At 69.5% G+C, this 26220-nt stretch carries 26 protein-coding genes; 17 read left to right on the top strand and 9 right to left on the bottom strand.

Annotated features, from left to right (window positions below; all coding sequences use genetic code 11):
• Positions 1 to 12: 12 nt before the first annotated feature.
• Entirely contained in the window at positions 13 to 1362 is a 1350-nt protein-coding gene (locus AB0K60_RS15710; protein WP_364054177.1) for a helix-turn-helix transcriptional regulator, read from the bottom strand.
• Between the two features lie 494 nt (positions 1363 to 1856).
• Between AB0K60_RS15710 and AB0K60_RS15705 the strand changes: the two genes are divergently transcribed.
• Positions 1857 to 2210 carry a beta/gamma crystallin domain-containing protein gene (locus AB0K60_RS15705; protein WP_364054174.1) on the top strand — a complete coding sequence of 118 codons (354 nt, stop codon included), beginning with the start codon at positions 1857 to 1859 and terminating at the stop codon, positions 2208 to 2210.
• A gap of 241 nt (positions 2211 to 2451) precedes the next feature.
• On the opposite strand, the gene AB0K60_RS15700 is transcribed toward AB0K60_RS15705, so the two are convergent.
• Entirely contained in the window at positions 2452 to 3195 is a 744-nt protein-coding gene (locus AB0K60_RS15700; protein ID WP_364054171.1) for a thermonuclease family protein, read from the bottom strand.
• Positions 3196 to 3672: 477 nt separating this feature from the next.
• Positions 3673 to 3819 carry a hypothetical protein gene (locus AB0K60_RS15695; protein ID WP_364054168.1) on the bottom strand — a complete coding sequence of 49 codons (147 nt, stop codon included), beginning with the start codon at positions 3817 to 3819 and terminating at the stop codon, positions 3673 to 3675.
• Between the two features lie 587 nt (positions 3820 to 4406).
• On the opposite strand from AB0K60_RS15695, the gene AB0K60_RS15690 reads away from it, so the two are divergent.
• From AB0K60_RS15690 to AB0K60_RS15670, 5 genes are all read left to right on the top strand, one after another.
• Positions 4407 to 5399 carry an alpha/beta hydrolase gene (locus AB0K60_RS15690; protein WP_364054165.1) on the top strand — a complete coding sequence of 331 codons (993 nt, stop codon included), beginning with the start codon at positions 4407 to 4409 and terminating at the stop codon, positions 5397 to 5399.
• Positions 5400 to 5455: 56 nt separating this feature from the next.
• Positions 5456 to 6478 (top strand): helix-turn-helix domain-containing protein, encoded by a 1023-nt coding sequence (locus AB0K60_RS15685; protein ID WP_364054162.1) that lies wholly within the window; start codon positions 5456 to 5458, stop codon positions 6476 to 6478.
• Between the two features lie 93 nt (positions 6479 to 6571).
• The gene (locus AB0K60_RS15680; protein ID WP_364054159.1) at positions 6572 to 6880 is read left to right on the top strand and encodes a hypothetical protein; all 309 of its coding nucleotides are present in this window, start codon (positions 6572 to 6574) and stop codon (positions 6878 to 6880) included.
• On the top strand, positions 6877 to 7125 hold the full coding sequence (locus AB0K60_RS15675) for a hypothetical protein (protein ID WP_364054156.1): 249 nt from the start codon (positions 6877 to 6879) through the stop codon (positions 7123 to 7125). Before AB0K60_RS15680 ends, AB0K60_RS15675 begins: the two co-directional genes overlap by 4 nt.
• Positions 7126 to 7267: 142 nt before the next feature.
• The gene (locus AB0K60_RS15670; protein WP_364054847.1) at positions 7268 to 7795 is read left to right on the top strand and encodes an NUDIX hydrolase family protein; all 528 of its coding nucleotides are present in this window, start codon (positions 7268 to 7270) and stop codon (positions 7793 to 7795) included.
• A gap of 34 nt (positions 7796 to 7829) precedes the next feature.
• Here AB0K60_RS15670 and AB0K60_RS15665 read toward each other — a convergent pair whose 3' ends face one another.
• The 3 genes from AB0K60_RS15665 to AB0K60_RS15655 all read right to left on the bottom strand — a co-directional run bounded on the left by AB0K60_RS15665 (position 7830) and on the right by AB0K60_RS15655 (position 11773).
• Positions 7830 to 9200: a Gfo/Idh/MocA family oxidoreductase gene (locus AB0K60_RS15665; RefSeq protein WP_364054153.1), complete on the bottom strand. Its 1371-nt coding sequence runs from the start codon at positions 9198 to 9200 to the stop codon at positions 7830 to 7832.
• A gap of 23 nt (positions 9201 to 9223) precedes the next feature.
• Entirely contained in the window at positions 9224 to 10570 is a 1347-nt protein-coding gene (locus tag AB0K60_RS15660; protein WP_364054150.1) for a cellulase family glycosylhydrolase, read from the bottom strand.
• A gap of 108 nt (positions 10571 to 10678) precedes the next feature.
• Positions 10679 to 11773 (bottom strand): LacI family DNA-binding transcriptional regulator, encoded by a 1095-nt coding sequence (locus tag AB0K60_RS15655; protein WP_364054147.1) that lies wholly within the window; start codon positions 11771 to 11773, stop codon positions 10679 to 10681.
• A gap of 563 nt (positions 11774 to 12336) precedes the next feature.
• Between AB0K60_RS15655 and AB0K60_RS15650 the strand changes: the two genes are divergently transcribed.
• The 6 genes from AB0K60_RS15650 to AB0K60_RS15625 all read left to right on the top strand — a co-directional run bounded on the left by AB0K60_RS15650 (position 12337) and on the right by AB0K60_RS15625 (position 19777).
• Positions 12337 to 13209, top strand: coding sequence for a sugar ABC transporter permease (locus AB0K60_RS15650; protein WP_364054844.1), 873 nt, complete (start codon positions 12337 to 12339; stop codon positions 13207 to 13209).
• The gene (locus AB0K60_RS15645; RefSeq protein ID WP_364054144.1) at positions 13199 to 14074 is read left to right on the top strand and encodes a carbohydrate ABC transporter permease; all 876 of its coding nucleotides are present in this window, start codon (positions 13199 to 13201) and stop codon (positions 14072 to 14074) included. The genes AB0K60_RS15650 and AB0K60_RS15645 overlap by 11 nt, the downstream gene beginning before the upstream one ends.
• 157 nt (positions 14075 to 14231) lie before the next feature.
• Complete coding sequence (locus AB0K60_RS15640) at positions 14232 to 15536, top strand: sugar ABC transporter substrate-binding protein (protein WP_364054141.1); 1305 nt, start codon at positions 14232 to 14234, stop codon at positions 15534 to 15536.
• Positions 15533 to 17674 carry a hypothetical protein gene (locus AB0K60_RS15635; RefSeq protein ID WP_364054138.1) on the top strand — a complete coding sequence of 714 codons (2142 nt, stop codon included), beginning with the start codon at positions 15533 to 15535 and terminating at the stop codon, positions 17672 to 17674. The genes AB0K60_RS15640 and AB0K60_RS15635 overlap by 4 nt, the downstream gene beginning before the upstream one ends.
• Positions 17675 to 17837: 163 nt before the next feature.
• Positions 17838 to 18860 (top strand): zinc-dependent alcohol dehydrogenase family protein, encoded by a 1023-nt coding sequence (locus tag AB0K60_RS15630; protein WP_364054135.1) that lies wholly within the window; start codon positions 17838 to 17840, stop codon positions 18858 to 18860.
• A gap of 173 nt (positions 18861 to 19033) precedes the next feature.
• The gene (locus AB0K60_RS15625; RefSeq protein WP_364054132.1) at positions 19034 to 19777 is read left to right on the top strand and encodes a phenylalanine--tRNA ligase beta subunit-related protein; all 744 of its coding nucleotides are present in this window, start codon (positions 19034 to 19036) and stop codon (positions 19775 to 19777) included.
• Between the two features lie 510 nt (positions 19778 to 20287).
• Here AB0K60_RS15625 and AB0K60_RS15620 read toward each other — a convergent pair.
• Positions 20288 to 20638 (bottom strand): hypothetical protein, encoded by a 351-nt coding sequence (locus tag AB0K60_RS15620; RefSeq protein WP_364054129.1) that lies wholly within the window; start codon positions 20636 to 20638, stop codon positions 20288 to 20290.
• A 193-nt stretch (positions 20639 to 20831) separates the two neighbouring features.
• Here AB0K60_RS15620 and AB0K60_RS15615 point away from each other — a divergent pair, with 193 nt between their 5' ends.
• Together AB0K60_RS15615 and AB0K60_RS15610 are read left to right on the top strand one after the other, a co-directional pair.
• On the top strand, positions 20832 to 21716 hold the full coding sequence (locus AB0K60_RS15615) for a helix-turn-helix transcriptional regulator (RefSeq protein ID WP_364054127.1): 885 nt from the start codon (positions 20832 to 20834) through the stop codon (positions 21714 to 21716).
• A gap of 23 nt (positions 21717 to 21739) precedes the next feature.
• Positions 21740 to 21958: a DUF397 domain-containing protein gene (locus AB0K60_RS15610; RefSeq protein WP_364054841.1), complete on the top strand. Its 219-nt coding sequence runs from the start codon at positions 21740 to 21742 to the stop codon at positions 21956 to 21958.
• A 64-nt stretch (positions 21959 to 22022) separates the two neighbouring features.
• Here the strand turns inward: AB0K60_RS15610 and AB0K60_RS15605 are convergent, their stop codons facing one another.
• Positions 22023 to 22895, bottom strand: coding sequence for an alpha/beta fold hydrolase (locus tag AB0K60_RS15605; protein WP_364054124.1), 873 nt, complete (start codon positions 22893 to 22895; stop codon positions 22023 to 22025).
• Complete coding sequence (locus tag AB0K60_RS15600) at positions 22895 to 23326, bottom strand: helix-turn-helix domain-containing protein (protein WP_364054121.1); 432 nt, start codon at positions 23324 to 23326, stop codon at positions 22895 to 22897. The genes AB0K60_RS15605 and AB0K60_RS15600 overlap by 1 nt, the downstream gene beginning before the upstream one ends.
• A gap of 169 nt (positions 23327 to 23495) precedes the next feature.
• On the opposite strand from AB0K60_RS15600, the gene AB0K60_RS15595 reads away from it, so the two are divergent.
• The 3 genes from AB0K60_RS15595 to AB0K60_RS15585 form a co-directional block, all read left to right on the top strand.
• Positions 23496 to 24593, top strand: coding sequence for a M20/M25/M40 family metallo-hydrolase (locus AB0K60_RS15595; RefSeq protein ID WP_364054118.1), 1098 nt, complete (start codon positions 23496 to 23498; stop codon positions 24591 to 24593).
• Positions 24594 to 24832: 239 nt separating this feature from the next.
• Positions 24833 to 25732, top strand: coding sequence for an alpha/beta hydrolase (locus AB0K60_RS15590; protein WP_364054115.1), 900 nt, complete (start codon positions 24833 to 24835; stop codon positions 25730 to 25732).
• Between the two features lie 233 nt (positions 25733 to 25965).
• On the top strand, positions 25966 to 26220 hold a 255-nt coding region (locus AB0K60_RS15585; RefSeq protein ID WP_364054112.1), incomplete at its 3' end, for a hypothetical protein.

Here is a 26220-nt window from a genome sequence, read left to right as displayed (position 1 = left end):
ACAGCGGAACGATCAAAGCGGTGTGCCCATGACGACCGCTCGATAGTCATCGAAGGCGCTGCCCTTGCGCCGGGCGACCGGGACCATCTCCTGTACCTGACGGGCGGTGTGAAGGATCATTTGTGACCGGTACGCGGGGGCAAGGCCCGAAATGGCGTCCGTGGCCAGACGCAGGGCGTCGTCGTGGCCACCTTCACGCGCGATGGTGATGGCCTCGTGCAGGCGGAGGTTTGTGGCGTTCTGGTAGGCGGGTGCACGTTTCGCCGCCTCTTCCCGGGCCTTGTCACCCGCCTTCGACGAGCCGCCGTACGAGTGGACCCAGCTTGTGACGAACCAGAGCGAGTCTGGCGTCCAGCCGAGTTCGCTACGCTCGCCGACCTTGTCGGCGAGGGTGTGAAGACGTCGGAGGGTCTCCCGGGCCTCGCGGTGCCGACCCATGAGCGCGAGCGCCTGCGCCTCTCCGGCGAGTGTCTGAAGGGTACTCGTGGACACCATGCCGCCCGCCAGTCGCTGGCCCTCCTGCGCCAGCAGGATCGCCGAATCGAGGGAGCGGGGCGTGTACAGGGCAAATACCGCTTCCTTGCCTCGTGTCCTGACGCGCATGTCCAGATCGCCCGAGGCGTCCGCGGCATGCCGCGCGGTGGTCCACCACCGCCGCGCCGTGCCGTAGTCCCCGAGTCGGGTAAGGACGTCGCTGTACAGAATCGCCAGCCAAGCCATCGATCGCTGCAAATCCGCCTTGTGCTCGGCCTTCGCGCGGGCGAGCGACCACTGCAGGGCCGTCAGATCCGCGACCAGATTCTCGCGTACCTCGGCAGGCGGCCGGGTGCGAAGGGCATGACGGTGTTCCACGCAGGCCGCCTCCCAGTCCTCCGCGGTGGACGACTCGGCGGCACCGAGCGTTTTCTCGATGAGCTGCCGTAGTGCCTCGGCGTCGGCAAGGGCAGGGCCTGTGGTGATGAGGCCGAGACCGGTGAGGCGGAAGAGTATTCGTCGCTCCATGTCATCGTCCTGACACTGGGGGATACCGTTCCGGTTATTTCCACTATCGGCGGCGGCAACCAGATCGTCGATGGAATGCCGCCCCAGCCGCTGCACCAGCGGCCACAGACGGATCAACTCGCCGTTGGCGGCCAGCACCTCATCCAGAGCCTTGACCCGGTCGCCGCCGTCCGGCAGGTGCTCGCCGCGCTCGATCGCGCTGATCATCGAGGGCGAGTACCCGGTACGCGAGGCGAAATCGCCGAGCCGCAAGGGGCTGCCGACGCGTTGGTCGTAGCTGTCACGCAGGTCGCGCACCCGCGCGCCGAAGTAGTGGGCGAGGGAGCGGTACCGCTCGGGCTGCTTGCGGCGCGCAGACATGGATTCCACCTCCGATGACGGGCCGGACGCCACTGGCCGTTCGACCTGGAACGATGACGGAATGAGTGCGATCGTAAGCGCACCGTACACCAGTGCGGCACTGCGTGTTTACGTTTCCTCGACAGTCAGGAGAACCGGCCTTGACGCGCGACGACCCGGCGGAGACCCTGCGGCGCGTACGGCGCTGGGACGCGGCCCGGCGATGGGCACAGCCTGGCGGGCTGGCACGCATTCAAGGTGAGCCGCATCGAGCATGGCCGTCGACGCCCAGTCGCGGCAATGGCCGAGTACGGGTGGCAAAGGATCCCATCAGTCCTCGCCTTTCGGTCATTCGCGGCTGTACGTTCTTGAACGTTTCAAATGATCACCGGCGCTGGCCGACATATTCCCAGCTCATGCCGGTATGGGTCGAGTGGGATTGTAGCACCCCTGGACGAGGGAGTTGTTTTTGATTAAAAGGAAGTATCGTCACGGCGAAGAGAAAGGGGCTTGCCATGGGTGTGGCCCTTAGCAGGCTGCGTAATATCTCCGTTGCTGCGGCCATGGTCGCAGCCATGACGGTGACGCTTCCGGCTGAGATCGCGCATGCGACGAACGAAGTCTTCTGCGCTGGGCGCAGGGACTTCCTGATCATCACATGGCACACCTCCATCAGCCGTGGGATATCATGTTTCGCGAATGCGGGGTACGTCAATATCTTGGGCGGTACCTGGGTCGATGAGATCTCCACCGGAAACAACGACATCATATACGACGATATGAACGGCGACAGGGTCTTCATAAAACGCTGGACCGTTGAGCGCTATTGGGACATGCCGCGGCACGTCAAAGGATTCACGATTCTCTGAGGTGGCGACATTCGGCGCGCCTGTTGACTCGGGCGAGTCGCGCTCGCGGCACCCGCAGCGGCCGAGACATGCGCCCGCCCCGCCTCGTGTTCGCGGCCGCCGACCAGGCCGCCGCCGGCACGCCTTTGACCGTACGGCCGGGGCACGGGCGCCGGCCCTCGTCATCGCACGGCCGGACAGGACGATCGGAGGCCGCCCCATCTCACGGCAGCGGCCTCCGGCCCGTGCTCATGGGGGACGGTCAGGGCTCGCACACCACGCCGTCGCCGTCTCTGTCCTGGTACCAGGAGTACTCGGGGTCCTTGCCCCGGACGTACGGGCCGTAGCCGGCGGCGTTGGCGTCGCCGCAGGTGCGGTAGCGCGGGTCGGTGCCGCCACCGCCTCCGGTGCCGCCGCTTCCGCCCTTGCTGCCGCTGCCGGAGCCGCCTCCGGTGCCGCCCGTGCCGCCGGCGGCGGTGCCGCGGCCGAGGGGGCCGCACTTGCCCGACCAGATGCGCAGGCGCTCCTTCTTCGCCTTGGCCTGGTCGGCGCGCATCTGGGCGATGAAGCGGTCGTTGGGCTTGAACAGGACGGCCTTGCCGAAGCCGTAGCGGACCAGGTTGCGGTTGACGAACGTGCCGGCCGGGTTCCACGCGTAGTACAGGTAACGGCCGTAGCGGTCCTTCAGGGCCTTGTCGCGGAGCAGGTAGACGGCCTTGCCGGGCTTCAGCAGGGCGGCGGTGCGGGCGGTCGCCTCGCGGTTCCAGCACTGGCCGCGCTCGGGTGTGTCCACCTCGAGTAACTGCACCCGCCGGAGCTTGCCCTGGTAGCGGACGTCTAAGGTGTCGCCATCCACGATCTTGACGACCTTTGCGGTGATCGTCCCCTTCGGCAGGCGGGGCTTGGCCGCCGCGGCGGCGTCGGCCGGGGTGACGGAGAGGACAGGGAGGGCCGCGGCAGCGGTCAGGGACGCGGCAGCGGCGGACAGCCGTGCGAATCGGTTCATCGGGGAGTCTTCCTCGTGCGATTGATACCGGCGTGGCGTTGGACGTGTGGAGATGCGGGCGGGTTTTCGCTGGTGCTCCACCTTGACCTGCGCCGGGATGGGCGGGTGAGCATGTCGGTAAGGGGGACCAGTGAGTCAGGCCTGTTCTCATCAACGAATTCGCCTGCCTAAGCAGGGGAAAGCTTCCATCCGAACCGGGCCGGGACGTCCGGCTACGCGACCTTCGTCAACAACCTTCTCAGCAGTATCGGCTATACCGGTGTGTAGCACGGCGAGCGGAGGTCGTGCTGCGGGTGCCGTCACGCTCAACCGGTTGTGGAAGCTCTGCGGTCGCCGTCAACGCTGGAGTATTAGGCTGGCGTGGTGACCGGATCCACAGGCCGCCGAAGTCGCCCAAAGTGGGCACGCTGGGTTCGGATATTGTTCGGCGGCGTCCTTATCCTGATCGCTCTCGGAATCCTCGGAGTGGTCGCCGTGTCAGTGCTTCTCCCGCAGGCGATGATGTCCCAGCAACGCACTCTCGCAGAGATGGATCTGGCCAAGATGCGCCGCGATGCGGTCACGATCGGAGAACGACTGGCGGCGCGGGCGGAGGATGGCCGCCTGACGGATAGAGAGATTCATGAAGCGGTGTACCGGAACGATTGGCAGGTCACCCGAGGGGAGGAGCAACTCTCAATCGTCGTCAGGCTGAACGCGTCCACCGCGGCAGGAGCCCAATGCTTCTCCTACTCGTTTCCCATGCCCTTGGGGCCGCATACCCGAGTAGCCCCTCGCCAAGTCCCGAAATGTGATGAGGCACAATATCATCCCGAGTTGCGGAGCCCAGGGTGACCTGTGGCGTCCATTCGGATCCTCACACGGCTCGGGTTGCGGATCAGGGTCCATCAGGCCGCTGGCCGTCCTTCTGGGGCACGCCGGCCACTGAACCCTTTTCAACCTCATGCTTGCCGGTCAGGACAGGTATGCGCGGCCTCGGCCACCGCGCCCCAGGCGGCCCGTGATGCAGGGCGGCCATAATCCGACCAACGTCGGGTGGGCCCAGCTCCGACCTTCTGGCCAGGTTGAAAAGGGTTCACTGAGGCGGTGCCGGCGCAGCGCCGGGGCCGCCGTTTGGCGGGGATCGTCCGACGGGCGGCGCTACGGTTCCGTCGCCGGAACGTGCAGGATGGGGACGCCACAGGGCGACCTCTTCTGTTGCGGGAGTAGCGATGACCGTCACACCTTCGTCCGACGCTCGTGTCGGGCCGCCTCCTCCGTTCGATCCCGAGCTCGCCGCGGCGCTGAGCGTGATCAATGAGGTGGTTCCCACGTCGTTGACGCCCGACATGATCGAGGCGCGGCGGCAGACCTCCGCCGCCGCGAGCGCGCTGTCGGACGAGGAACTGTCCCGGGAGGGCGCGTTCGAGGTGTCCGAGCGGACGGTGCCCGGCCCGGCCGGGGAGCCGGACATCACCCTGCTGATCTGCCGTCCGGCGGACGCGCCGGTGCCGACACCGGCGATCTACTTCATTCACGGCGGCGGAATGATCACGGGGACTCGGTACGGCGGTATGCCGGACATGCTCGATATCGCCTTGGAGGTGGGGGCCGCGGTCGTGTCCGTCGAGTACCGGCTCGCCCCCGAGCATCCGCATCCGGCGCCGGTGGAGGACTGCTACGCCGGTCTGGCGTGGGTCGCCGCGAACGCGGCGGAGCTGAACGTCGATCCGGGGCGCGTCGTGGTCGCCGGGATCAGCGCGGGCGGCGGGCTCGCCGCGGGGGTGGCGCTGATGGCGCGAGACCGCGGCGGTCCGGCGCTCGCCGGGCAGATGCTGCTGTGTCCCATGCTCGACGACCGGAACGATACGCCCTCGGCCGTGCAGATGGTGGGCCTGGGGATCTGGGATCGCACGTCGAACCGCACCGGGTGGACGGCCCTGCTCGGGGACGCGCGCGGCGGGCCGGACGTCTCGCCGTACGCCGCGCCCGCTCGGGCGACGGACCTGTCCGGGCTGCCGCCGGCGTTCATCGACGTGGGCTCCGCCGAGACGTTCCGCGACGAGGACGTGGCGTACGCGTCCGCCATCTGGCGGGCCGGCGGCCAGGCCGAGCTGCACGTGTGGCCGGGCGGCTTCCACGGTTTCTCCCAGTTCGCACCGCACGCCGCCGTGTCCCAGGCGGCCAAGGCGGCCCGACCGGCCTGGTTGCGCCGCATCCTGTAGTCCCACCGTGTAAACCCTGGTACGGGTGGACTCGGGCCGGATGGGACGATTGACCGGTGGAGGAGCTGGCAGGTCGGCTGGCCGCGCTCGATCCGGAGGCGGGCGCCGCGCTGAAGGTCGTCGTCTACTTCGACCGGTTGGTCGAGGGGCGCGCGAACCTTGAGGCGATCGTTCGCGGGGCGGCCGTGCTCGCGGGCCGCCCCGCCCGCCTCGTCGACGAGGCCCGGCACCTCCGGATCCGCGTCACCGCCGAAGGCGTACGCCAGGACCGGACGGATCCGGCCGACCCGGCCTGGCCGTGCGTGACGGCCGACGGCGCCACGCTCTGGCTGGAGCGGCCCGGCGCGTCCGGGCCCGTGGACCTGATGGTGCTGGATCGTGCCGCCAAGGCGGTCATGACCACGCTCGAACGCACCCGCGGCCGGGCCGCCCCGGCCGACGACGCCGCCCTGATCGAGCTGGTCCTGGACGAGACCGCGTCCGAGCCGTCCCGGGTCCACGCGGCCCACAGGCTGGGCCTGCGCACCGACGTCCCGGTGCGCGCCCTCGCCCTCGGCGGCCCCGGCGGGAAGGTCGAGGCGAGGGTCGCCGAGGGCCGCCGGTTCCCCGGGCGGACGATTCCTCTGCGGCACCCGGCGGGGGAGGGGCGTCGGACCGGTGTCGGCCCCGCCGTTCCCTTCTCCGAGCTGCCCTCCTCGTGGCGCGCCGCCCGGGTGGCCGTGCGGTTCGCCGCGGACGGCACCGACCAGGATCCGGGGCCTTCCACCGTGTACGCGGACGAACTCGGCGGCCTCGCCGTCCTCGCGGGCGCGGTCGGTCCCGAGACGCCCCCGGTGGCCGACGTCGAGGCGCTTGAACGCGCGGGCACCACCGCCCCATGGATGCTCCGCACGCTCCACGCCGCCGCCCACGCGCCGAGCCTGCGCGCCGCCGCCTCCGACCTCACCATCCACCACTCGACGCTGCGCGACCGGCTCGTACACGCCGAACGCGTACTCGGCTGGAACGTCCGCGAAACCTCCGGCCGCCTGCGGCTCCAGCTCGCGTTCGCCCTGCGCCGCCTCCACCGGCACCCATGATGCTCACGAATCCGGGCGGTTGGACCAGGTCAGGTTCGCTGACCACCCGAAAAGCGGGCTGCAAGCCGGGTGGCAGCGGGTACCGTGAGGGCTATGACCGCTCAGCCTGTGCACTCGTCCGGGCCCGAGGAACCTCGGGTCCCCCGAACCGTCGATGGAATCGCCGCCGCCCTGTCGCCCGCTAAGCGCATGGACTTCTACCGGCAACTCGGTACGGCTCGGCTTGAGCAGGCGGAGGCGGTCCTCCGCCGCTGGTGGTGCGAGGCGATGCTCGATACCGATCCGGAGGCCGAACAGGTGCGGATCGAAGCTGAACAGGGCATCAACTGTTTTCCTGCCGAGGATGTGTTCCCCGAGTTCGCCGAACTTGTAGCCAGAGCCCGGGCGGAACGGCACGAATGAGCTACCGCTTCACGCTGCACGGCAGAGCGATTCACGACATGAAAAATCTGCCTTTCGAGGCCGTCCACGCACTTGCCCAGCGAACCGCCGACCTCATTGAAGCTCCGTGGGACGCAACCGCGATCTATTCCGACGGCTCTGCGCATCGCCGGACCACCTTCGGAGATGGCCGAGGCATCGTCGAATTCCACGTCAACGACGAGGCTGAAGTGATCACGATCTACCGCGTGGTCTGGGCAGGCTGAACGGGTTCGGGTCGTTAGTACACGGCGAGATTGCCGCCGACCGTACGTGAGCCGGGGAGGCCCAGGTCAGGACGCGGGGCCCCGCGTCGGCACCCGGGACGTGGCGGAGGCGGGTGGCCAGTACCATCGACGGGTGACCGAAATGACCGAAACCGCGTCCGCCTGGCTCAGTCCGGAAGAGTTGGAGGTGGTGCGGGGGCGGATGCCGATCCTGTACGTCGATGCCGTTCCGGTGCGCGTGGACGAGAGCGGAGTGGTGACCCGGGTGGGGCTGCTGCTGCGCATCGGCTCCGACGGCACCGTCAGCAGGGCGCTGGTCTCCGGGCGCGTCCTGTACCAGGAGCGGGTGCGTGACGCGCTCCTGCGGCATCTGGAGAAGGATCTCGGGCCGGTCGCGTTGCCGCAGGTGCCGCCCTCCCCGCAGCCGTTCACGATCGCCGAGTACTTTCCGACGCCTGGCGTCACGCCGTATCACGATCCGCGGCAGCACGCGGTGTCGCTGGCGTACATCGTGCCGGTCGCCGGCGACTGCCGCCCCCGGCAGGACGCGCTCGATCTGATCTGGTTCACCCCGGAGGAGGCCGCGTCGCCCGCCGTGCAGCAGGAGATGACGGGCGGGCAGGACGTCCTGCTGCGGCAGGCCCTGGCGCACGTCGGCTGCCTGAGCTGACCACCCGCCGGGTTTCCGCCGTCGCGAGGCGACCTCAGCCCGCCGAGTACGCCGAGAGGTCGATCAGGTCGGACACCGGGACCGGGCCGCCGGTGACCAGGGAGCGGTTCGCGGCGAGGCCGGTGAGCAGCGACAGCGCGCCGTCGATCTCGGTGGCGGAGCGGCCCAGCGGGTCGGGTTCGCCACCGGGGGAGAACAGGTCGGCGACCATGCGTTCGTCCGCGCCGCCGTGGCCTTCGCGGGTCTGCTCGCCGAGGTCCACCTCGTACGGCCGCCGCCAGAACGGGCACACCCGCAGCCGCGCCCACCCGTCCTCGGCCGCCGCCTCCACCCCGTGCAGCGAGGCCCACTTCAGCCCGCCGCTGCGCGGCGCGACGTGGTCGTTCTCGACGACCTCCAGCTCCAGGCGGCCCTTGCTGCCGTTGAACATCACCCGGTAGCCCTCCCACGGCGAGTACGCCGTCAGGTGGTACGACATCGTCGCCCCCGTCGAATACCGCACCAGCACCGCCATGTCGTCCTCGATCGTGATGCCGGGCGCGAAGACGTTCCGGTCCCGGTGGTAGCCGTCATGCGCCTCGGCGTTCAGGTAGAGCCGCGTGAGCCCCTCGCTGTCGGCCATGTGCAGCGCGAACGGGTCGTCGGCCGCCTCGGGGGCGCCGTGCGCCCGCTCGTAGTCGCGGGCGTACCCGTGCCGCCGCCCCGCCTCGTCGCCGTAGAAGAACAGCCGGCCCTGCGCGTACACCTGCTCGGGCGCCGCCCCCAGCCACCAGTTGACCAGGTCGAAGTGGTGGGTGGCCTTGTGCACGAGCAGCCCGCCGGAGTTGTCCTTGTTCCGGTGCCAGCGGCGGAAGTAGTCCGCGCCGTGCCGTACGTCGAGGAGCCACTCGAAGTGCACCGAGCCGACCTCGCCGATCTCGCCGTCGGCGAGCACCCGCCGGACCGCCTCGTGCACCGGGTTGTAGCGGTAGTTGAAGGTGACGGCGACGCGCCGGCCGCTGCGGGCGACGGCGTCGAGGATGGAGCGGCAGCGCTCGGCGTCGATCGTCATCGGCTTCTCGGTGATCACGTCGCGCCCGGCGTCGAGGGCGGCCACGATGTACTCGTCGTGGTACCGGTCGACGGTGGCGACCAGGACGACGTCCACCCGCTGCTCGTCGAGCATCCGCCGGAAGTCGGCGGCGTGGTACTCGGCCGCGGCCGGGGCCCCCAGCGCGACCAGCGCCTCGTTGTGCGCCTTCACCCGCGCCGGGTTGGTGTCGGCGAGCGCGACGAGCTCGCAGCGCGCGGCGTGATCGACGGCGATCGCCCGGACGAACATCTCCGCCCGCGCCCCGGTGCCGACGATCGCGTAGCGCCGCCGTCCCGTCGCCGCGCCGTCCGAGGTCGTTTCCATCGTGTTCATGCCTCCTTGATCGGATGGGCGGCTCATCGCGCCAGGTGCTCGGCGAGCACCCGGACCAGCTCGGTTCGGCGTTCGCACCGTTCGAACGCGAAGCAGCCCGCGAGCTCCTCGGCCTCGTCGGGCGTGACGCCCTCGAAGCAGCGGGCGAAGTCGTCCACGAGCGGCTCGGCGAGCAGGATGTTGCGCACCAGCGTGTTGATGTAGTCCCGGCGACCCCACGGATAGGGCGCGAAGGCCGGGAACTCCTTCTCGAACAGCTCCTCGATCGGCGCCATGATGTGCCGTACGTGGGTGTCCACACCGCCCCACGAGTCCGCGCCGAGCCGGATCTTCTTCTCCAGCGCGGGCGCGATTCGCCGCAGGTAGGGGCCGTCCTTGCGGGCGAACGTCAGCCCCTGCAGGCCGACGTCCTTGTAGGTCCACAGCGACCAGCTCGCGCCGTGCTCGCGGTAGATCTCCAACTGGTCGCGCAGCAGCCGCAGCCGGGACGCGTCCCGCTCGGGCTCCCCGGTGTACACCGGCCCGAACTCGCCGATCCAGATCGGGGTGCCGGTGCGGCGCATGAACTCGGTGCGACGCAGGAACGTCTCCTCGACCACGTCCCGGTCGAAGTACTCGCCGCGGGTGACGCCCGGGTACTCGCCCCCGGCCGCGATGCCGGGCAGCGCGTAGTCGTGCGCCGTGTAGACGGTGTTGGCGAACGGCTCGTCGAACGCCGAGAAGTCCGAGGAGTACCGGTTCCCGTCGAGGAACAGCACGTGCCGTGGGTCGATCGCCCGGATCGCCCGCTCAAGCCGCGCGTAGAACGGCCCGATCACCTCCCCGGAGGCGTCGGCGGGCTCGTTGACCGGGTTGTACCCGGCCACCTCGGGCCGGTCCCGGTACCGCTCGGCGAGCGCCTCCCACAGGTGCACCACCCGGTCCTGGAAGTGCGGATGCCGCCAGAACAGCGCCCGCCCCGACGGGTTGTCGCTGTGCCAGTGCTGGTTCTGCCACCCCGGTACGGCGTGCAGGTCGAGGATCGCGTACAGCCCCGCCTCAGCGCAGACCCGGACGACCCGGTCAAGCCTGGCGAACCCCTCCTCCTTGGGCTCGAACGGCCGCTCGTCGTCCTCGAAATGCCGGTAGCTGAACGGAATCCGCACGGAGTTCAGCCCCAGCGAGGCGAGGAACCGCGCGTCCGCCGCGTCGAAGAAGCCGTCGAGGAACCGCTCGAAGAACCGCGCGTACCCCTCCTCGCCGAGCGTCCGCCGCAGCGCCTCCCGCATCGCGGACTCGGTGAAGGGATGGCCGGTGATGAAGTTCTCCATGTTCATCCAGCCGCCCAGCCCGACCCCGGCGAGCGTCACCGGCTCGCCGGAGTCGTCCACGAGGCGATCCCCTCGCACCGAGAGCCACGCAAGGCCCCGGCCATCGGTCGCTTGCCCGTTCATCGCATCTCCCTGAATACGCAGAAGGCATCGCGGAGGCCCGGAAGGTCAGCGGGTGCGCCGCCGACGCGCGGCGGGCGCCGGCCCGGTGCTCTCGCGGACGATCAGGCGCGGCTGGAACCGCACGTTGTAGCCCCCCGGCTCGCCGTGCATCAGCGCCCACAGCCTGCTCCACGCCTGGCTGCCCAGCTCGTTCTTCGGAATCGAGGCCGTGGTGAGCGGCGGCGTGGTGTACCGGGCGAACGGAATGTCGTCGAAGCCGGTGATGGAGATCTCGCCGGGCACCGGCACCCCCAGCTCGTGCAGCCCGCTCAGCGTGCCGAAGGCCACCATGTCGTTGTACGCCACCACCGCGCTCGCCCCGGTCGCCACCACCGCCTGCGCGATCGCGTGCCCGTCCTCGAACGTCGAGCCGCACTCCAACTCGGTCAGCGTGAAGCCCGGATCCCCGGCGGACGCCGCCCGCAGCACCGCGATCCGGTCGCGATTCGGCGCGCTGGCCGCCGGCCCGGACAGGTACGCCAGGTGCCGGTGCCCCAGCCCCAGCAGATGCGTGACGATCTCCCGCATGCCCGCCGCGTAGTCGACCGACAGCGACGGCACGGTGGAGCCGAGGATCTCCCGGTTGAGCAGCACGAGCGGGGCCACCCGCTCGCTGAGGGCGCGCAGCTCCGCCTCCGGCATGCGCGGCGAGGCGAGCACCAGCCCGTCGGAGCGCCGCCGCGCCTCGACGGCGAGGATCGCCTCCTCCTCGGCGTTCTCGCCGGTCTCGGCGACCAGCAGCCGGTGCCCCTCCCGCCCGGCGGCGTTGCTCAGCCCGCGCAGTACGTCCTGGAACATCGGGTTGGCCAGGTCGGGCACGATCAGCGACACCGTGCTGGTACGGCCGAGCGCCAGGCTGCGCGCCACCTGGCTCGGCTCGTAGTTCAGCGCCTCGGCGGCGGTCCTGACCCGCTCGGCCAGCTCGGGGGCGACGGTGGGGCTGCCGTTCATCACCCGCGACACCGTCGCCCTGGACACGCCGGCCATCTCCGCGACGCGGGCGATCGTCGCCTTGGCGTGGTCCGGGCGCCCGCCCCGCCGCCGCGCCGGCCGCGGGCGCGTCTCGTCCCCTCGCTCGCGGTCTGCGGTCTCCGAACTCATCTCGACTCTCCCCCTGGCGAGAAGCCCGCGGGCGCGCCGCCGGTCGGGCGTTGGACGGGCGGATGGTGGGTGGGTGGGTGGTAGGTGCATGGCAGGTGGATGGGCGGGTGCCCCGGCGGGCCGCCGTGACCTGCGCCGGAGCGTCCGGAAGGCGGTGCCGCCCTGAAGATACCGGTTACTCAAATGCCCAGGCAACCGGTTTCTGTATCGCTTCCAAAGTCGACCGTTCCAGCGTTTACGCAGGTCAACGAATCGCTAACGTACCGTTGACAGTTGATGTTGGCTCTGTTAGAAACTGGTTACCCGTAGGCCGAGCGCCTGCGGCGCGGTTTCGCATTCTCGTTTCCGACCCGCGTTCTCCCCGACTCCCGCGCTCCTCGCGAAGGGTGATTCCATTGAGCGATCGTGTGGGCGCTCCGCCGTCTTCTTCCCCGCCCGGCGTGGAGGGCGCGACGCCGGTGGCGCCCGTCCGCGCCGGTCCCGCCGATCCCGCCGGTCCCGCAGGTTCCGCCGGTTCACAGGGGCGGCGGCGCGGCCGCCGCAGGCCATCGCAGCTCTCGCCGGTGAGGCGGGAGGGCAGGGCCGGCTACCTGTTCCTGATGCCGTGGTTCATCGGCATGGTGGCGTTCACGATCGGGCCGATCCTCGGCTCGCTCTACCTGTCGTTCACCAAATATCCGCTGCTCAAGCCGCCGGAGTGGACGGGCCTCGCCAATTACGAGCGCATGCTGGACGACCCGCGCCTGCACAAGGCGATGTGGAACACCGCCCAGTACGTGTTCGTCTCGGTGCCCCTGCAGCTCGTCCTGGCGCTGGCGCTGGCGATGCTGCTCAACCGCGGCGTGCGCGGCCTCGCCTTCTACCGGTCGGTCTACTACCTGCCCTCGCTGCTCGCCGGAAGCGTGTCGATCGCGATCCTGTGGCGCCAGATCTTCGGCGCCGACGGCCTGATCAACCAGATCCTCGGGCTGTTCGGCATCGAGGGCGAGAGCTGGGTGCAGCACCCGGACTTCGCGCTCGGCACCCTCGTGGTGCTCAACGCCTGGACGTTCGGCGCGCCGATGGTGATCTTCCTTGCCGGGCTGCGGCAGATACCGGTTTCCCTGTACGAGGCGGCGGACGTGGACGGCGCCACCGGATGGTCGAAGTTCTTCCACATCACGCTGCCGCTTCTGACGCCGGTCATCTTCTTCAACCTGGTGATGCAGATGATCGGCGCCTTCCAGAGCTTCACGCAGGCGTTCGTGGTGAGCGGCGGCGAGGGCGGCCCGGTCGACTCCACCCTGCTCTACACGCTCTACCTCTATCAGCGCGGGTTCCGCGCCTTCGACATGGGATACGCGTCGGCGCTGGCCTGGGTGCTGCTGGCCGTCATCGCCCTGCTGACCGCGCTGAACTTCCTGCTCGCCAAGCGGTGGGTGTTCTATGGCGACTGACTCGATGACCGCTCCGCGGACGCCGCCGGGCCGTACGCTCAGCCGGGGCCGGCGGATCACCAAGCACGCGCTGCTGATCGGCTTCGGCCTGATCATGCTCTACCCGCTGCTGTGGATGGTGTCCAGCTCGTTGAAGCCGACCGAGACCATCTTCCGCGACCCGTCGATCTGGCCGACCGAGCTCGACCTGTCCAACTACACCGAGGGCTGGACGGCGCTGACCCACCCGTTCCACTACTACATGTGGAACTCGGCGGTGATCGCGATCCTGTCGGTCGTCGGCAACCTGCTGTCGTGCTCGCTGGCCGCCTACGCTTTCGCGCGGCTGCGGTTCCGGGGGCGCAACTTCTTCTTCGCGCTCATGCTCGCCACCCTGATGCTGCCGATCCACGTGCTGATCGTGCCGCAGTACGTGCTGTTCTCCCAGCTCGACTGGATCAACACGATCCTGCCGCTGGTGGTGCCGAAGTTCCTGGCGCACGACGCGTTCTTCATCTTCCTGATGGTGCAGTTCATCCGCGGGCTGCCGAGGGAGCTGGACGAGGCGGCGCGCATCGACGGCTGCGGGCACTTGCGGATCTACTGGCGGATCATCATGCCGCTGTGCGTGCCGGCGCTGGCGACCTCGGCGGTGTTCACGTTCATCTGGACCTGGAACGACTTCTTCAGTCAGTTGATCTTCCTGACGGATCCGGACCAGTACACGATGCCGATCGCGTTGCGCTCCTTCCTGGACGCGCAGGGCGAGACCTCGTGGGGCCAGCTTTTCGCCATGTCCATCGTCGGACTCGCCCCGATCTTCGGCTTCTTCCTCGCCGGTCAGCGCTACCTCACCCAAGGGGTGGCGACGACGGGCTTCAAGTAGACGCGCGTTTTCGGGGACGCGCGATCGAGTTCACGCAGTACCGCCATTCACCGCGAGCCCTTCCGCCCGCAGGAGTCACCGCCCGCGACGGTCTCGGCCGTGTCAGGGCTAAATCGATTTAATCCATCGGTTCACGTAATCGAGGGGAGACACGTACATGAGATCCACACGTTTCCGAGCCCGAGGTCTCGCGGTGGCCGGTCTCGTCGTCGCGATGCTGGCGACCGCCTGCGGCGGCGGCTCGTCGAGCGGCGGGGAAGGCTCCGGCCCGGTCGAGCTGCGCTTCAGCTGGTGGGGCAACAACGACCGCGCGGCGATCACCCAGAAGGCCCTGGACGCCTTCATGAAGGCCAACCCGAACATCAAGGTCAAGGGCGAGTTCACCGACTTCAACGGCTATTTCGACAAGCTCGCCACCCAGGTGGCCGGCGGCGACGCCCCCGACGTGATCACGCTCGGCGGCGCCTACCCGCGTGAGTACGGCGACCGCGGCGCGCTGCTCGACCTGTCCACGGTGAACGACGTGCTGAAGACCGACAAGATCGGCCAGGCGGCGCTCGGCAACGGCAACTTCAACAACGTCCAGTACGGCGTGCCGACCGGCGTCAACGCCATCGGTGTCGTCATCAACCCGGCCATCTTCGAGAAGGCCGGCGTCGAGCTGCCGAACGAGGACACCTGGACCTGGGACGACTTCACGACCATCGCCAAGGACCTGGCGAAGAAGCTGCCCAAGGGCACCTACGCCATCAACGACCCGACCCGCACCGACACCCTCGACCTGTTCTCCCGGCAGCGGGGCGAGGGCCTCTACACCCCCGACGGCAAGGTCGGCATCAGCCGGCAGACCCTCACCGACTGGTGGAAGATGACCACCGAGCTGCGTGACGCCGGGGCGACCCCGCCCGCGTCGACGACGGCCGAGCTGACCACCCAGCCCGCGCCCGAGCAGTCGCTGATGGGCCGCGGCCTGTCCGCCATGCAGTTCGACTGGAGCAACCTGCTCGGCCAGCTCCGCAAGGCGTCCGGCGCCGACCTGCGCATCATCCGGGCCCCCGGCGAGACCGGCGGCAAGCAGGCCGGTCTGTGGCTGCAGGCCTCCCAGCTCTACACGATCAACGCCAAGAGCGAGCACCCCAAGGAGGCCGCCAAGCTCGTCGACTTCCTGGTGAACAACCCCGAGGCCGGCAAGATCATCCTCAACGACCGGGGCGTCTCCGCCAACTCCGACGTACGCGCCGCCGTCACGCCGCTGCTCGCCAAGGAGGACACCGGGCAGGTCGAGTACATCGACAAGCTGTCCGCCAAGGCCGGCCCGCCGCTCGTGATCGGCCCGGCCGGGTCCGCCGAGGCCTGGCGCATCTCCGACCGCATCAACGGCGAGGTGCTGTTCAAGCGGATGACGCCGGAGCAGGGCGCGGATGAGTTCATCAAGCAGGTCGGGCAGGCGATCCAGCAGTGACCGCTTCCGGGCCGGGCCCGCGGATCGACCGGCGGGCGCTCGTGGACCGGCACGCGGTCGAGGTGACGGGCCTCCCCACCGATGACACGGCGCCCTCGCCGCTGTCGGTGGGCAACGGCGAACTGTGCTTCACCGTCGACGTCACCGGGCTGCAGACGTTCCCCGAGCGCTATCCGGTCGCCGACCCCTCCGGGGCCCGGCCCGGGACACTGCTCGGCACCATGTCCTCCTGGGGCTGGCACAGCACGCCGGTCCCGGGGCGGGGCGGCGAGCCGTACGCGCTTGAGGAGACGATGCGCGTCTACCGGACGCCGCGCGGGCCGGTGCCGTACGTGGACATGCGCGGCGACCTCGGCGCGGGAACCGAGTCGCCCGCGTCGCCCGCCGAGTCGTGGCTGCGCAACAACCCGCACCGGCTCGACCTGGCCAGGATCGGCCTGGTCGTCACCCGAGACGGCGCGCCCCGGCCGCCGGATCCGGGGGAGTTGAGCGAGGTACGGCAGCGGCTCGACCTGTGGACGGGCGTGATCGTCAGCCGCTTCCGGCTGGGCGGGACCCCGGTCACGATCACCACCGTGTGCCATCCGGAGCGCGACGTGCTCGCCCTGCGCGTCGAGACCGTCCCGGACGGGGACGCCGCACTGGCCGTGCGGCTGGCCTTCCCCTACGGGTCGGAGTCGTGGAACAACGCCGCGGACTGGACCCGTCCCGAGGCGCACTCGTCCACCGTGCGACCCTCCGGGGAGGGGCATGTGGTGGAACGCGCCCTCGACGACACCGCCTATCACCTTACGCTGGTGTCATCACCCGGTGGTGAACCCGCCCGGATCGGACAACACGAACTGGCGGTGCCCTGCCGCGCCCCGGTGACCGAACTGTGCGTCGCGTTCGGGCCCGGACGGCCGGACGACGCGGACGTGCCCGGCTTCGCCGAGACGCTGGCCGCGTCGGCGCGGCACTGGGAGCGATTCTGGACCACCGGCGGGGCGGTGGAACTCGCCGGCAGCCGCGACGAACGGGCCCCCGAGCTGGAACGCCGGGTCGTGCTGTCGCAGTACTTGACCGCGATCCACTGCGCCGGGTCGCTCCCCCCGCAGGAGACCGGTCTGATGGTGAATAGCTGGCGGGGACGCTTCCACCTGGAGATGCACTGGTGGCACGGCGCGCACTTCCCGCTGTGGGGCAGGCCCGAGCTGCTGGAACGCGGCCTCGGCTGGTACGAGACGATCCTGCCCTCCGCCCGCGAGACCGCCCGCCGCCAGGGCTGCGCGGGCGCACGCTGGCCCAAGCAGGTCGGCCCCGACGGCAGAGAGGGCCCAAGCCCGATCGCCCCGTTCCTCATCTGGCAACAGCCCCACCCGATCTTCCTCGCCGAACTGGTACGGCGCGGCAGCGACGCCCCCGCCGACGTGCTGCGCCGGTACGCCGACGTCGTCTTCGCGTCGGCGGCGTTCATGGCCGACTTCGCGGTCAAGGGGGAGGGCGGTTACACGCTGGGGCCGCCGCTGGTGCCCGCGCAGGAGTCGTACGCCGACCTGCGGACCGAGCTCACGAATCCGACCTTCGAGCTGGCCTACTGGGCGTGGGCCCTCGGCATCGCCCAGCGCTGGCGGGCCATGCTCGGCCTGCCGCCCGAGCCGTCCTGGGCACGGGTGGCCGAGGGGATGGCGCGGCCGTACGTGCGTGACGGTGTGTACGCCGCCGTGGACGTCCCGCCGTACACGGTGCACGAAGACCACCCATCCATGCTGTACGCGCTGGGCGTCGTACCCCCGACCGGCCTCATCGACCCCGACATCATGCGCGCCACGCTCCGCCACGTCCTGGACACCTGGTCGTGGGAGACCACCTGGGGCTGGGACTACCCCGCGATCGCGATGACCGCCGCCCGCCTGGGCGAGCCGCAGACCGCGGTGGACGCGCTGCTGATGCCGGTCGCCAAGAACACCCACCTCCCCAACGGCCACAACCGCCAGACCCCGTACCTCCCGATCTACCTGCCGGGCAACGGCGGCCTGCTGTCGGCGATCGCCCTCATGGCGGCGGGCTGGGACGGCGACGGCGACCGGCACGCCCCCGGCTTCCCCGCCGACGGCACCTGGACGGTCCGCCACGAGGGCCTGCACCGAATGCCGTGATTCGCTGCGGCAAGGGTGAGGGCGTACTGCCGGACAAGGCTGCACAAAGACCCCCTAAGCGGTCACCAATGCCGGGTCCGGCCCTGTACGGCGAGGGTAGGGGAACCGCGAGAGTCGCCGGTTGACCGGTTCACCGGCGCAACGCGGCAAGGGAGATCCGTCCATGCGTGGAGTGGTCCTCAACGCCCCGGACGACGTGTACGTCGAGGAGCGCGACGATCCGCGGATCGTCGAGCCGACCGACGCCGTCATCCGCGTGGCGGCGACGTGCGTCTGCGGCTCCGACCTGTGGCCGTACCGGGGCGTGGAGAAGATCGACGGTCCCGCGCCGATGGGACACGAGTACGTCGGCGTCGTGGAGGAGGTCGGCGACCAGGTCACGACCATCAGACCGGGCCAGTTCGTGGTCGGCTCCTTCTTCGCCTCCGACAACACCTGCGAGATCTGCCGGGCGGGCTACCCGAGCTCGTGCGTCAACCGCGTGCTGATGGGCACGATCGGCACGCAGTCCCAGCGGGCACGGATACCGCTCGCCGACGGCACCCTCGTGGCCACTCCCGAGCCGCCGCCGGCGGACCTGGTGCCGAGCCTGCTGGCCGCCTCCGACGTGCTGGGCACCGGCTGGTTCGGCGCGGTTGCGGCCGCCGCCGGACCCGGCAAGACCGTCGCGGTCGTCGGCGACGGCGCGGTCGGCCTGTGCGCCGTGCTGGCCGCCACGCGCCTGGGCGCCGAACGGATCGTCGCGATGAGCCGCCATCAGGACCGGCAGAACCTCGCCCGCGAGTTCGGCGCCACCGACATCGTCACCGAGCGGGGCGCCGAGGGCGTCGCCAGGATCAAGGACATGACGGGCGGGCTGGGCGCCCACAGCGTCATCGAGGCGGTCGGCACCCTCGAGTCGATGACGCAGGCGATCCGCTCCACCCGGCCCGGCGGCCACGTCGGCTTCGTCGGCCTCGCCCACGACGTCCAACTGCCCGTCGAGGAACTGTTCTACGCGCAGGTCCACCTGCATGGCGGCCCCGCCCCGGTACGCCGGTTCCTGCCCGAACTGATCGAGCTGATCTGGAACCGCGAAATCGACCCGGGCAAGGTCTTCGACCTCACTCTCCCCCTGGAGCAGGCGGCCGAGGCTTACCGGGCCATGAACGAGCGCCGCGCCATCAAGGCCCTGCTCACCCCCTGACCTGGCGCGTCCTGACCTGGCGCGTCGGCCGACCACGCGGCGACAGCCCGACGGCCACGGCCTTCCCCGGATCCCCAGGGCCGCATGCGCCGTGCGCCGTTCCGCGGATCCGATTCGCCCGACCGCCCCTGGTGCAGTAAATTGCACCACCAGTGCAATGTGAAGGGGGCGTCGTGGCGCACATAGTGCCGGAGACCGAGCGGAACGTTCAGCGATGGCTCGCGGAGGCATACGTCGACCAGACGGTGACCGCGCTGCGGCCGGACTACGCCGCCCTGCTGATCGTCGTCGAGGGACTGCGCCCCGGCCCGTCCGACGCCGAAAGCGACAAGCTCCTGACCGCCGCCGAGTCCCGCGCCCGCGCCCTGCTCGACGGCCGCGCCCCACACGAGCTCGACCACCTGCGGCAGTGGCGCGAGGCCTTCCAGGCGTTCGGCGCCAAGCCGCAGCGCACCCGCCCCAGCGCCGAGGCCCTGCTCCGCCGCGTCGACGCGGGCCTGCCCCGAGTGGACCGCATCACCGACGCCTACAACGCCGTCTCGGTCGGCCACCTGCTCCCCATCGGCGGCGAGGACCTCGACACCTACACCGGCCCCGCCCGCCTGGTCCGCGCCACCGGCGAGGAGACCTTCGACACCCAGCGCGACGGCGAAACCGCCCTCGAGCACCCCGACCCCGGCGAGGTCATCTGGCGCGACGACGAGGGCGTCACCTGCCGCCGCTGGAACTGGCGCCAGTGCGTCCGCACCCGCATCACCCACTCCACCACCCGCGGCCTGTTCATCCTCGACGGCCTCGCCGCCCTCGGCCCCAACGGCCTCAAGTCCGCCGCCGAGGACCTGATCGCCAACCTGACCCTCCTCAGCCCCGGCGCCACCGCCGTCACCCGCCTGCTGAGTCCCGCTCAGCCCGCCTGACCGGCTCCGCCGTACGCGATGCGATGTGCATGGTCCTCAGGGCCTGTTCTTCGCAACCCACGGCAGACTCGGCCCCGGTGCGGTGAGGCCACCGTGTTCTGCACAGGAGCCGCCAGTCCAGCAGTACGATAAGGACGACTCCAGAAATCACATTCTCCAGAGGACGCTTTTCACCAGGCCGAGCGTGGCACGCTCACTCCCATTCGATCTCCCGTCCGTGACGCGGCCTCGATCCCCTGGCGGCGTCATGGATCATTACGGGGGCGTGACACGCGGTTCCATCCCGTGACACTCCTCCCTGGGGTGGACCCTCTGGCCGTTGGGACACTCGTGTCACTTTGTCGTCAGAGGTCGCCGCTGTGCTGAGGAGGTGTCCGAGGCCGCGTGAGGCGGAGTTTCGAGCTCTGCCCCACGCCGCGTTCCGAGGTAAGGACAGAAGGCCTGCGTCAGTCACCGGCCAGCGCGACGGCCACCGGAGGAGGCACCACGTGCCATCCGCGGCCTAAGCGATCAGTTGGCCTCGCTTTCCCCGAGCCAGACGAGGTAGGCGCCGAGCATTGACGCGGCTCGCTCGGCGTTACTCCAGCGTCCGATCAGTCGGCCATCCGCATGCACGATGGCGGCACCGCCGGGCAGGCTCAGGCCGTAGCTGACCGTCTCGGTGACGACGTCGTCATCCCCGGCGACCTCTTTGATCAAGGCGAACAGACGCGGCAGCGTACCGGTCAGCTCGCGCAGATCGTCCTGCGTGACCAGGGACAGCGTCCGAGTCGGCGGCCGCGTGCCCTCGATGATCTCGTCACTGCTCGACTCCGGTCCGTGATAAACAGGTGGGGAGTCGGAAGCCGCGAGATGGTCCATTCGCATTTCCCTTCCGGCGTAGGACCGGGGTGGGCCTGGTGGTGGAACGCGAAGCCCACCCCGGTCCTTTGCTATCTCCTTGCTCTCTGTGACGAATCGTAATCACTCTGCTACTCTGTTGCCAAGCTGTTCCTTGAGAAAAGTTGTCCACGAACAAATATCCCTATCGTCCATTTTGGGAGGTGATCCCGTTTTGTCGGGACTGCGCAGCGGTGGTGACACGAACAACCGGCGAGCGCCCACACTTCGGGCGCAGTTGCTCGGTAAACAGCTCCGCGAGCTTCGCGAGTCGGCCAAGCTGACCCTCAAGCAGGCCGGCGACTATCTGCAACGTGAAATCGGGACCATGAGCCGCATGGAGTCCGGAATCATACCCATTCGGGCCGCGGATGTGATGGCCCTGCTCAATCTGTATGGCGTAGAAGACCAGAAACTGCGTGATGGGCTCGAAAGACTTAGCCGCGACATCTGGCGCAAGGGCTGGTGGGACGGCTACGACACGGACTCGATGGGTGTCATGATCGACCATGCCTGGCTGGAGTCGCGCGCGGAGGTGATCAGCTCCTACGACGCCATGGTGGTCCCCGGGCTGTTCCAGATCCCGCAGTACGCCGAGCGCATGTTCGACGGCACCAACCCCGATGCCTCCGGTGGAGACATTGAGCGCTGGGTCGAGTTCCGTATGAATCGCCAGTGCATCCTGGAGAAGGATGAACCGCCGCAGGTCACGTCGATCCTGGATGAGGCCGTTCTTCGACGCATGATCGGTGGCCCGGAGGTGATGCGCAAGCAGCTCCGCCGGATCGCTGAATTGGCGGCACATCCCGCCGTCACAATTCAGGTGCTGCCCCTGAACACCACCACAATCCACCCCAGTCCCGAGGGTCCCTTCACGATCTTCACAATGCCCGATCCCTACGTCACCATCGCCTACGTAGAGACCCGAGGTGGTGGGATTTATGTGGAATCGCCGAAGGCCGATGACTTTCTACGCGCTTATACTCATATACGGCAAGCCGCCCTCGCCCCCGAGGAGTCGGCGGCGCTCATCTCGGCAGCGGCCGAGCGAATTATGTGAGCTGAACACAGGAGTTCAACGTGATCACTCCCGACGAACTTGCCGGTGTGGCCTGGCACGTCAGCTCCAAAAGCGCGAACGGCGGCCCGCAATGTGTCGAAGCCGGACCGCTGGCGGACGGCAGTGGCCGCGTGGCGGTGCGGCACAGTCGCCGCCCCGACGCGGACGTCATCGTCTACACGCGCCGTGAATGGGAGTCCTTCATCGCCGGTGCCAAGGACGGCGAATTCGACTTCTTCTGACCATGACGTTCGGGGGTGGCCCCTCGCCGAACATGGTCGGCGAGGCCGCTTCCGCTCGCGCGGGTCAGGACTGGGAGTGGGTCTCCTCGGGCTGCTGCAGGAAGTCCAGAATCGGCAGCGAGCGGCCGGCGATCAGGTGCCCGGCGTCAGGCAGGAAGTCGATCCTCGCGTGCGGTACGGCCTGTTCCAGGCGTCGTCGGGTGGCGTGGGAGTCGAGCATGCGGTCGTGGGCGCCCAGTGTGGCCATCACCGGCATGGTCAGGCGGGCGAGTGCGTCGTCGCCGAAGACCGGCAACTGCTCGTGGCGGGGGCGGAAGTTTCGGTGGATGAGCTGGATGTAGTCGGTGAAGTCCTTGGCCTTCGGAGTCGCGGGGATGTTGGGTCCAAGGGCCATTCGCATGGCGGCGTTTCTGCCCCGGTTTCCGAGCGGGAGCAGTAGGACCGACGCCAGCAGCACACCGATCTTCTGGCGGCCGATGCCGCCCGGGCAGAGCAGGGCCAGGCGTTCGACTCGCTCGGGGTGGCGGGTGGCGAAGTCGAGGGCCGTCCAGCCGCCGAGTGACGCGCCGACGAACGCGGTGTGGTCGAGGCTGAGGCCCTCGAGTACGTCGCCGAGCCATCGGGAGGATTCCTGTGAGTTCAGCGCGGGACGGGAGGGGGCGCTCAGGCCGGGCTCGCCGACGATGTCCACGGCGTACAGGCGCAGGTGGGGCGCCCAGTCGGGTATGTCGCCCAGCCACATCGCCGAGTTTGTGCCCGAACCGTGCAGGAGCACGACCGGCGGAGCGTCCGCCGGGCCGCATGTGACCACGAACGTCTCGCCCTGGCTTGTGGGTACGCGCAGGTGCTCGCTCGGCACCGGCCAGCGGTCCAGGAGGTCGCGGTAGTGGCGTTTGATGGCCTGCTCGCCCTCGGGGGACGCGTAGATGGCGCTCATCACAGGTCCCGTGTAAGCGCCGCGACTAGCCTGAGCATCTCGGCGGTGGACTCGAGGCCGCCCACCACGATGATCTTCATGCTGGCCCTCTCCTCGTCGTAGACGGTTTGGATGTGCAGGGGCTCGCCGTCGCGTGGCTCACGCGCGGCGGTGATGACCATCGTGCTCAGGCGGCTCATCGCCTCCGGGCTGATCGCGTCGAGGTGCACGACGCCGGACACCTCGGCGTGCCGGGTGCGCCTCGCGCTCTCCCGCGCCGGGACCGGTGCGGGGTGGCCGAGGAAGCCCTCCAGGTCCTGGCGTGAGATGCGGTACTGCTTGCCGATGCGGACCGCCTTCAGCCGGCCGTCCCGCACATAGCCGCGCACCGTCTTCACGTGCAGGTCCAGCAGGTCGGCCACCTGCTCCACCGAGTAGAACTGCTCCGGCACACCATTGCCCTTCTGTCTGTAACACTCCCTAATGTACTCCATGATAGGGAGTGATAGGGGGTGATGGAGTCTTCGCGTTGTCGCCTTGGCGGGTGTACAGGCACGCTGCCGGTAGTCGGCGGCCAGGGTGGGGCGGTGGGGAACGTTTGCGGCAATGGATTATGAGGCAATGGATGTCGAAGCGTTTCTTCAGGTGGCCGAGGAACTGATCGCCGTACCGTCCACCGCCGACCGTCCGCGCGAGCTGGAGCGGGCGCTGGAGCTGGTGCTCGAATTCGTCGGGCCGGGGTTCACGGTCGAGCGGTTTGAGCGTGCGGGCAAGCCGAGCGCGCTGGTGTATCCGGAGGGCGCGGGCGGGCGGCCCGACTTCCGGGTGATCCTCAACGGGCATGTCGACGTGGTGCCCGCGCTGCCCGAGCAGTTCCGGCCGCGCCGGGAGGGAGACCGCCTGTACGGCAGGGGCGCCCAGGACATGAAGGTGTCCGCGCTCGTCGAGGCGCAGGTCTTTCGGGAGCTCGCCACCATGGTGCCGTACGCGCTCGGGTTGCAGGTGGTGACCGACGAGGAGGTGGGCGGGCGGAACGGCACCCTGCACCAGATCGAGCAGGGGGTGACCGCCGGGTTCGTGGTCATCGGCGAGTTCAGCGGGCTGCGCGTGGTGAACGAGTCCAAGGGCATCGTGGTCGCCCGGCTGCACGCGGTGGGCCGGGCGGCGCACAGCGCGTATCAGTGGTCCGGCGACAACGCCCTGCTGAAGCTGCAGCGCAGCGTGGACAATCTGCTCGCCAAGTACCCGGTTCCGGAGGCGGAGCAGTGGCGGACCACGGTCAACGTGGCCCGGATCCACACGCCCAACCAGGCGTTCAACCAGGTGCCGGCGCTCGCCGAGGCGTGGCTGGACATCCGTTTCCCGCCCGAGGACACCGACTTCAACGGCAGGTCCGCAGAGGAGATCGCCGGCTACCTGGCGGACTTCTGCGAGCCCGGCGTCACCCCGTCGATCGACAGCGCCGACCCGCCGCACCACGCCGACCCCGCGAGCGCCGAGCTGCTGGCGTTGCAGCGGGCGGCCCGCGACCAGGGCTACTCGGGCGACCTGCTGCGCAAGCACGGGGCGGCCGACGGGCGCTTCTACTACCAGCACGGCGTCGATGCGGTCATCTTCGGCGTCGGCGGCGACGGCCTCCACGGGCCCAGCGAATACGCGGACATCTCCACCATCGCGCCCTACCATCGGGCACTGACGCGGTTCTTGCGGGAGCTCTGACCTGCGGTGCGGGCCGGACGAATCGGGCCTGATCGTCAGGCCGCTTCCCTGTAACGCCATGTCCGGTCTTTCCGCAAACTTGTCCCCCGTGCGAGCTACAGGCGAATGTCCTCTGTTTGGTGACGACGCCGGGACTGGTGAGTCCCTAGCGTTTCGGTGTGGCCAGGCCCTTCGGCCGATTTTCCGCCACACCGTCTCGTCGATCATCTCGGCGTTGATTCTCTTCATGGGGGGACATCGTGCATCGCAAGTTCAAGGCATCCGTCGTGGCCGCGCTGTGCGGAATCCTGGTCGGCGCGGGGGTCGCGGGCTGCGACGCCGACTCGCTGGAGGACTGGGACCCGCTGGCCCCGGCCTCGCAGAAGGCCGAGGCCAAGCCGATCTCCGGCACCGAGAAGATTCAGCTGGAGGGCCGTTCGGTGAACGTGTCCTGCTCGGGGAAACCGGCGGACGGCAAGCCGGTCGTCGTCCTGATGCTCGGCCTGGGCGACGGGCTGGACAAGATGGCCGCCCTGCAGAAGACGCTGAGTGAGAAGAATCGGGTCTGTTCCTATGATCGGCTCGGGGCGGGTGCGAGCGACAAGCAGGACGGCCCCCAGGACTTCGCCGGCGCCGGGAAGATCCTGACCGGGGTGCTCGACCAGGTCGCCGGTGACGGCCCGGTCGTTCTGGCCGGTCACTCGTTGGGCGGCCTGATCGCCGCCCGGTACGCGCCCGACCATCAGGACAGGGTTAAGGGGCTGGTCCTGATGGACGCCACGCCGCCCACGATGGGGGGCGACCTGGCGAGGATCATTCCCGAGTCCGCCACGGGACCGGCGGGGGAGCTGCGGGCGCAGAACCTGGCGGTCTTCCAGGGCCAGAACCCGGAGCAACTCGTCGTCCGCGATGGGGAGGTGCGGGCCGCCGGGAACATCCCGGTGGAGGTGATCCAGCACGGGCAGCCGTACCTCGGGGCCGTCCCCGAGTACGGGCCGCGCCTGGAGCAGGCGTGGTCCGCGGGCCAGCGCAAGTGGCTCGCCCTGTCCGGTGACAGCAAGCTGAGCACGGCCAAGAAGAGCGGGCACTACATCTATGTCGACGAGCCCGACGTCGCCGTCCAGGCCATCGAGCGCGTCGCCGCGCAGGCCGCCCGCTGAGCGCCCGGGATCGCACACCGCGGGACCTACCCGGCCTCGTTCGCCGTGCCGACGTCCTGCCCGGCCAGGGCGAGGGCGATGATCGCGGTGACGACGAGGCCGCCCGAGCCCGCGACGACGAGGGGCGACGAGGGTCACGCTCGCGGAGGTCGTGTCGAGCAGCAGACGCCGCCTACGTACGAGACGGCGGCCGCCGCGCGTCGCGGGTGCCCGCGACACAGTCGACGACGCCGATGACCAGGAAGAGCGGGGCCTTGAACAACGCGTGGGTCGGCGGCCTCGTGGCGGGCGCGGTCGTCGTGCTGCTCGGCGGATGGGCGGCGCTGCGCCAGCACGACCTGATGCTGCGCGCCGGCCGCGCCGTACAGGCTGCCGAATCACGGCCGACGACCACGCCGATGACCAGGAAGAGCGGGGCCTTGAACAACGCGTGGGTCGGCGGCCTCGTGGCGGGCGCGGTCGTCGTGCTGCTCGGCGGATGGGCGGCG

The organism is Thermopolyspora sp. NPDC052614, assembly GCF_040678635.1.
GTDB lineage: Bacteria > Actinomycetota > Actinomycetes > Streptosporangiales > Streptosporangiaceae > Thermopolyspora.
This window is presented reverse-complemented; position numbering and strand designations above follow the sequence as displayed.

Excerpts from the sequence above, each read along its gene's own strand:
- AB0K60_RS15705 (WP_364054174.1), top strand. The coding sequence starts at position 1,857 with ATGGGTGTGGCCCTTAGCAGGCTGCGTAATATCTCCGTTGCTGCGGCC.
- AB0K60_RS15695 (WP_364054168.1), bottom strand. The coding sequence starts at position 3,819 with ATGAATCTCTCTATCCGTCAGGCGGCCATCCTCCGCCCGCGCCGCCAG.
- AB0K60_RS15605 (WP_364054124.1), bottom strand. The coding sequence starts at position 22,895 with ATGAGCGCCATCTACGCGTCCCCCGAGGGCGAGCAGGCCATCAAACGC.
- AB0K60_RS15630 (WP_364054135.1), top strand. The coding sequence starts at position 17,838 with ATGCGTGGAGTGGTCCTCAACGCCCCGGACGACGTGTACGTCGAGGAG.
- AB0K60_RS15655 (WP_364054147.1), bottom strand. The coding sequence starts at position 11,773 with ATGAGTTCGGAGACCGCAGACCGCGAGCGAGGGGACGAGACGCGCCCG.
- AB0K60_RS15680 (WP_364054159.1), top strand. The coding sequence starts at position 6,572 with ATGACCGCTCAGCCTGTGCACTCGTCCGGGCCCGAGGAACCTCGGGTC.
- AB0K60_RS15700 (WP_364054171.1), bottom strand. The coding sequence starts at position 3,195 with ATGAACCGATTCGCACGGCTGTCCGCCGCTGCCGCGTCCCTGACCGCT.
- AB0K60_RS15675 (WP_364054156.1), top strand. The coding sequence starts at position 6,877 with ATGAGCTACCGCTTCACGCTGCACGGCAGAGCGATTCACGACATGAAA.
- AB0K60_RS15710 (WP_364054177.1), bottom strand. The coding sequence starts at position 1,362 with ATGTCTGCGCGCCGCAAGCAGCCCGAGCGGTACCGCTCCCTCGCCCAC.
- AB0K60_RS15670 (WP_364054847.1), top strand. The coding sequence starts at position 7,268 with ATGACCGAAACCGCGTCCGCCTGGCTCAGTCCGGAAGAGTTGGAGGTG.
- AB0K60_RS15620 (WP_364054129.1), bottom strand. The coding sequence starts at position 20,638 with ATGGACCATCTCGCGGCTTCCGACTCCCCACCTGTTTATCACGGACCG.
- AB0K60_RS15595 (WP_364054118.1), top strand. The coding sequence starts at position 23,496 with ATGGATGTCGAAGCGTTTCTTCAGGTGGCCGAGGAACTGATCGCCGTA.
- AB0K60_RS15665 (WP_364054153.1), bottom strand. The coding sequence starts at position 9,200 with ATGAACACGATGGAAACGACCTCGGACGGCGCGGCGACGGGACGGCGG.
- AB0K60_RS15645 (WP_364054144.1), top strand. The coding sequence starts at position 13,199 with ATGGCGACTGACTCGATGACCGCTCCGCGGACGCCGCCGGGCCGTACG.
- AB0K60_RS15640 (WP_364054141.1), top strand. The coding sequence starts at position 14,232 with ATGAGATCCACACGTTTCCGAGCCCGAGGTCTCGCGGTGGCCGGTCTC.
- AB0K60_RS15690 (WP_364054165.1), top strand. The coding sequence starts at position 4,407 with ATGACCGTCACACCTTCGTCCGACGCTCGTGTCGGGCCGCCTCCTCCG.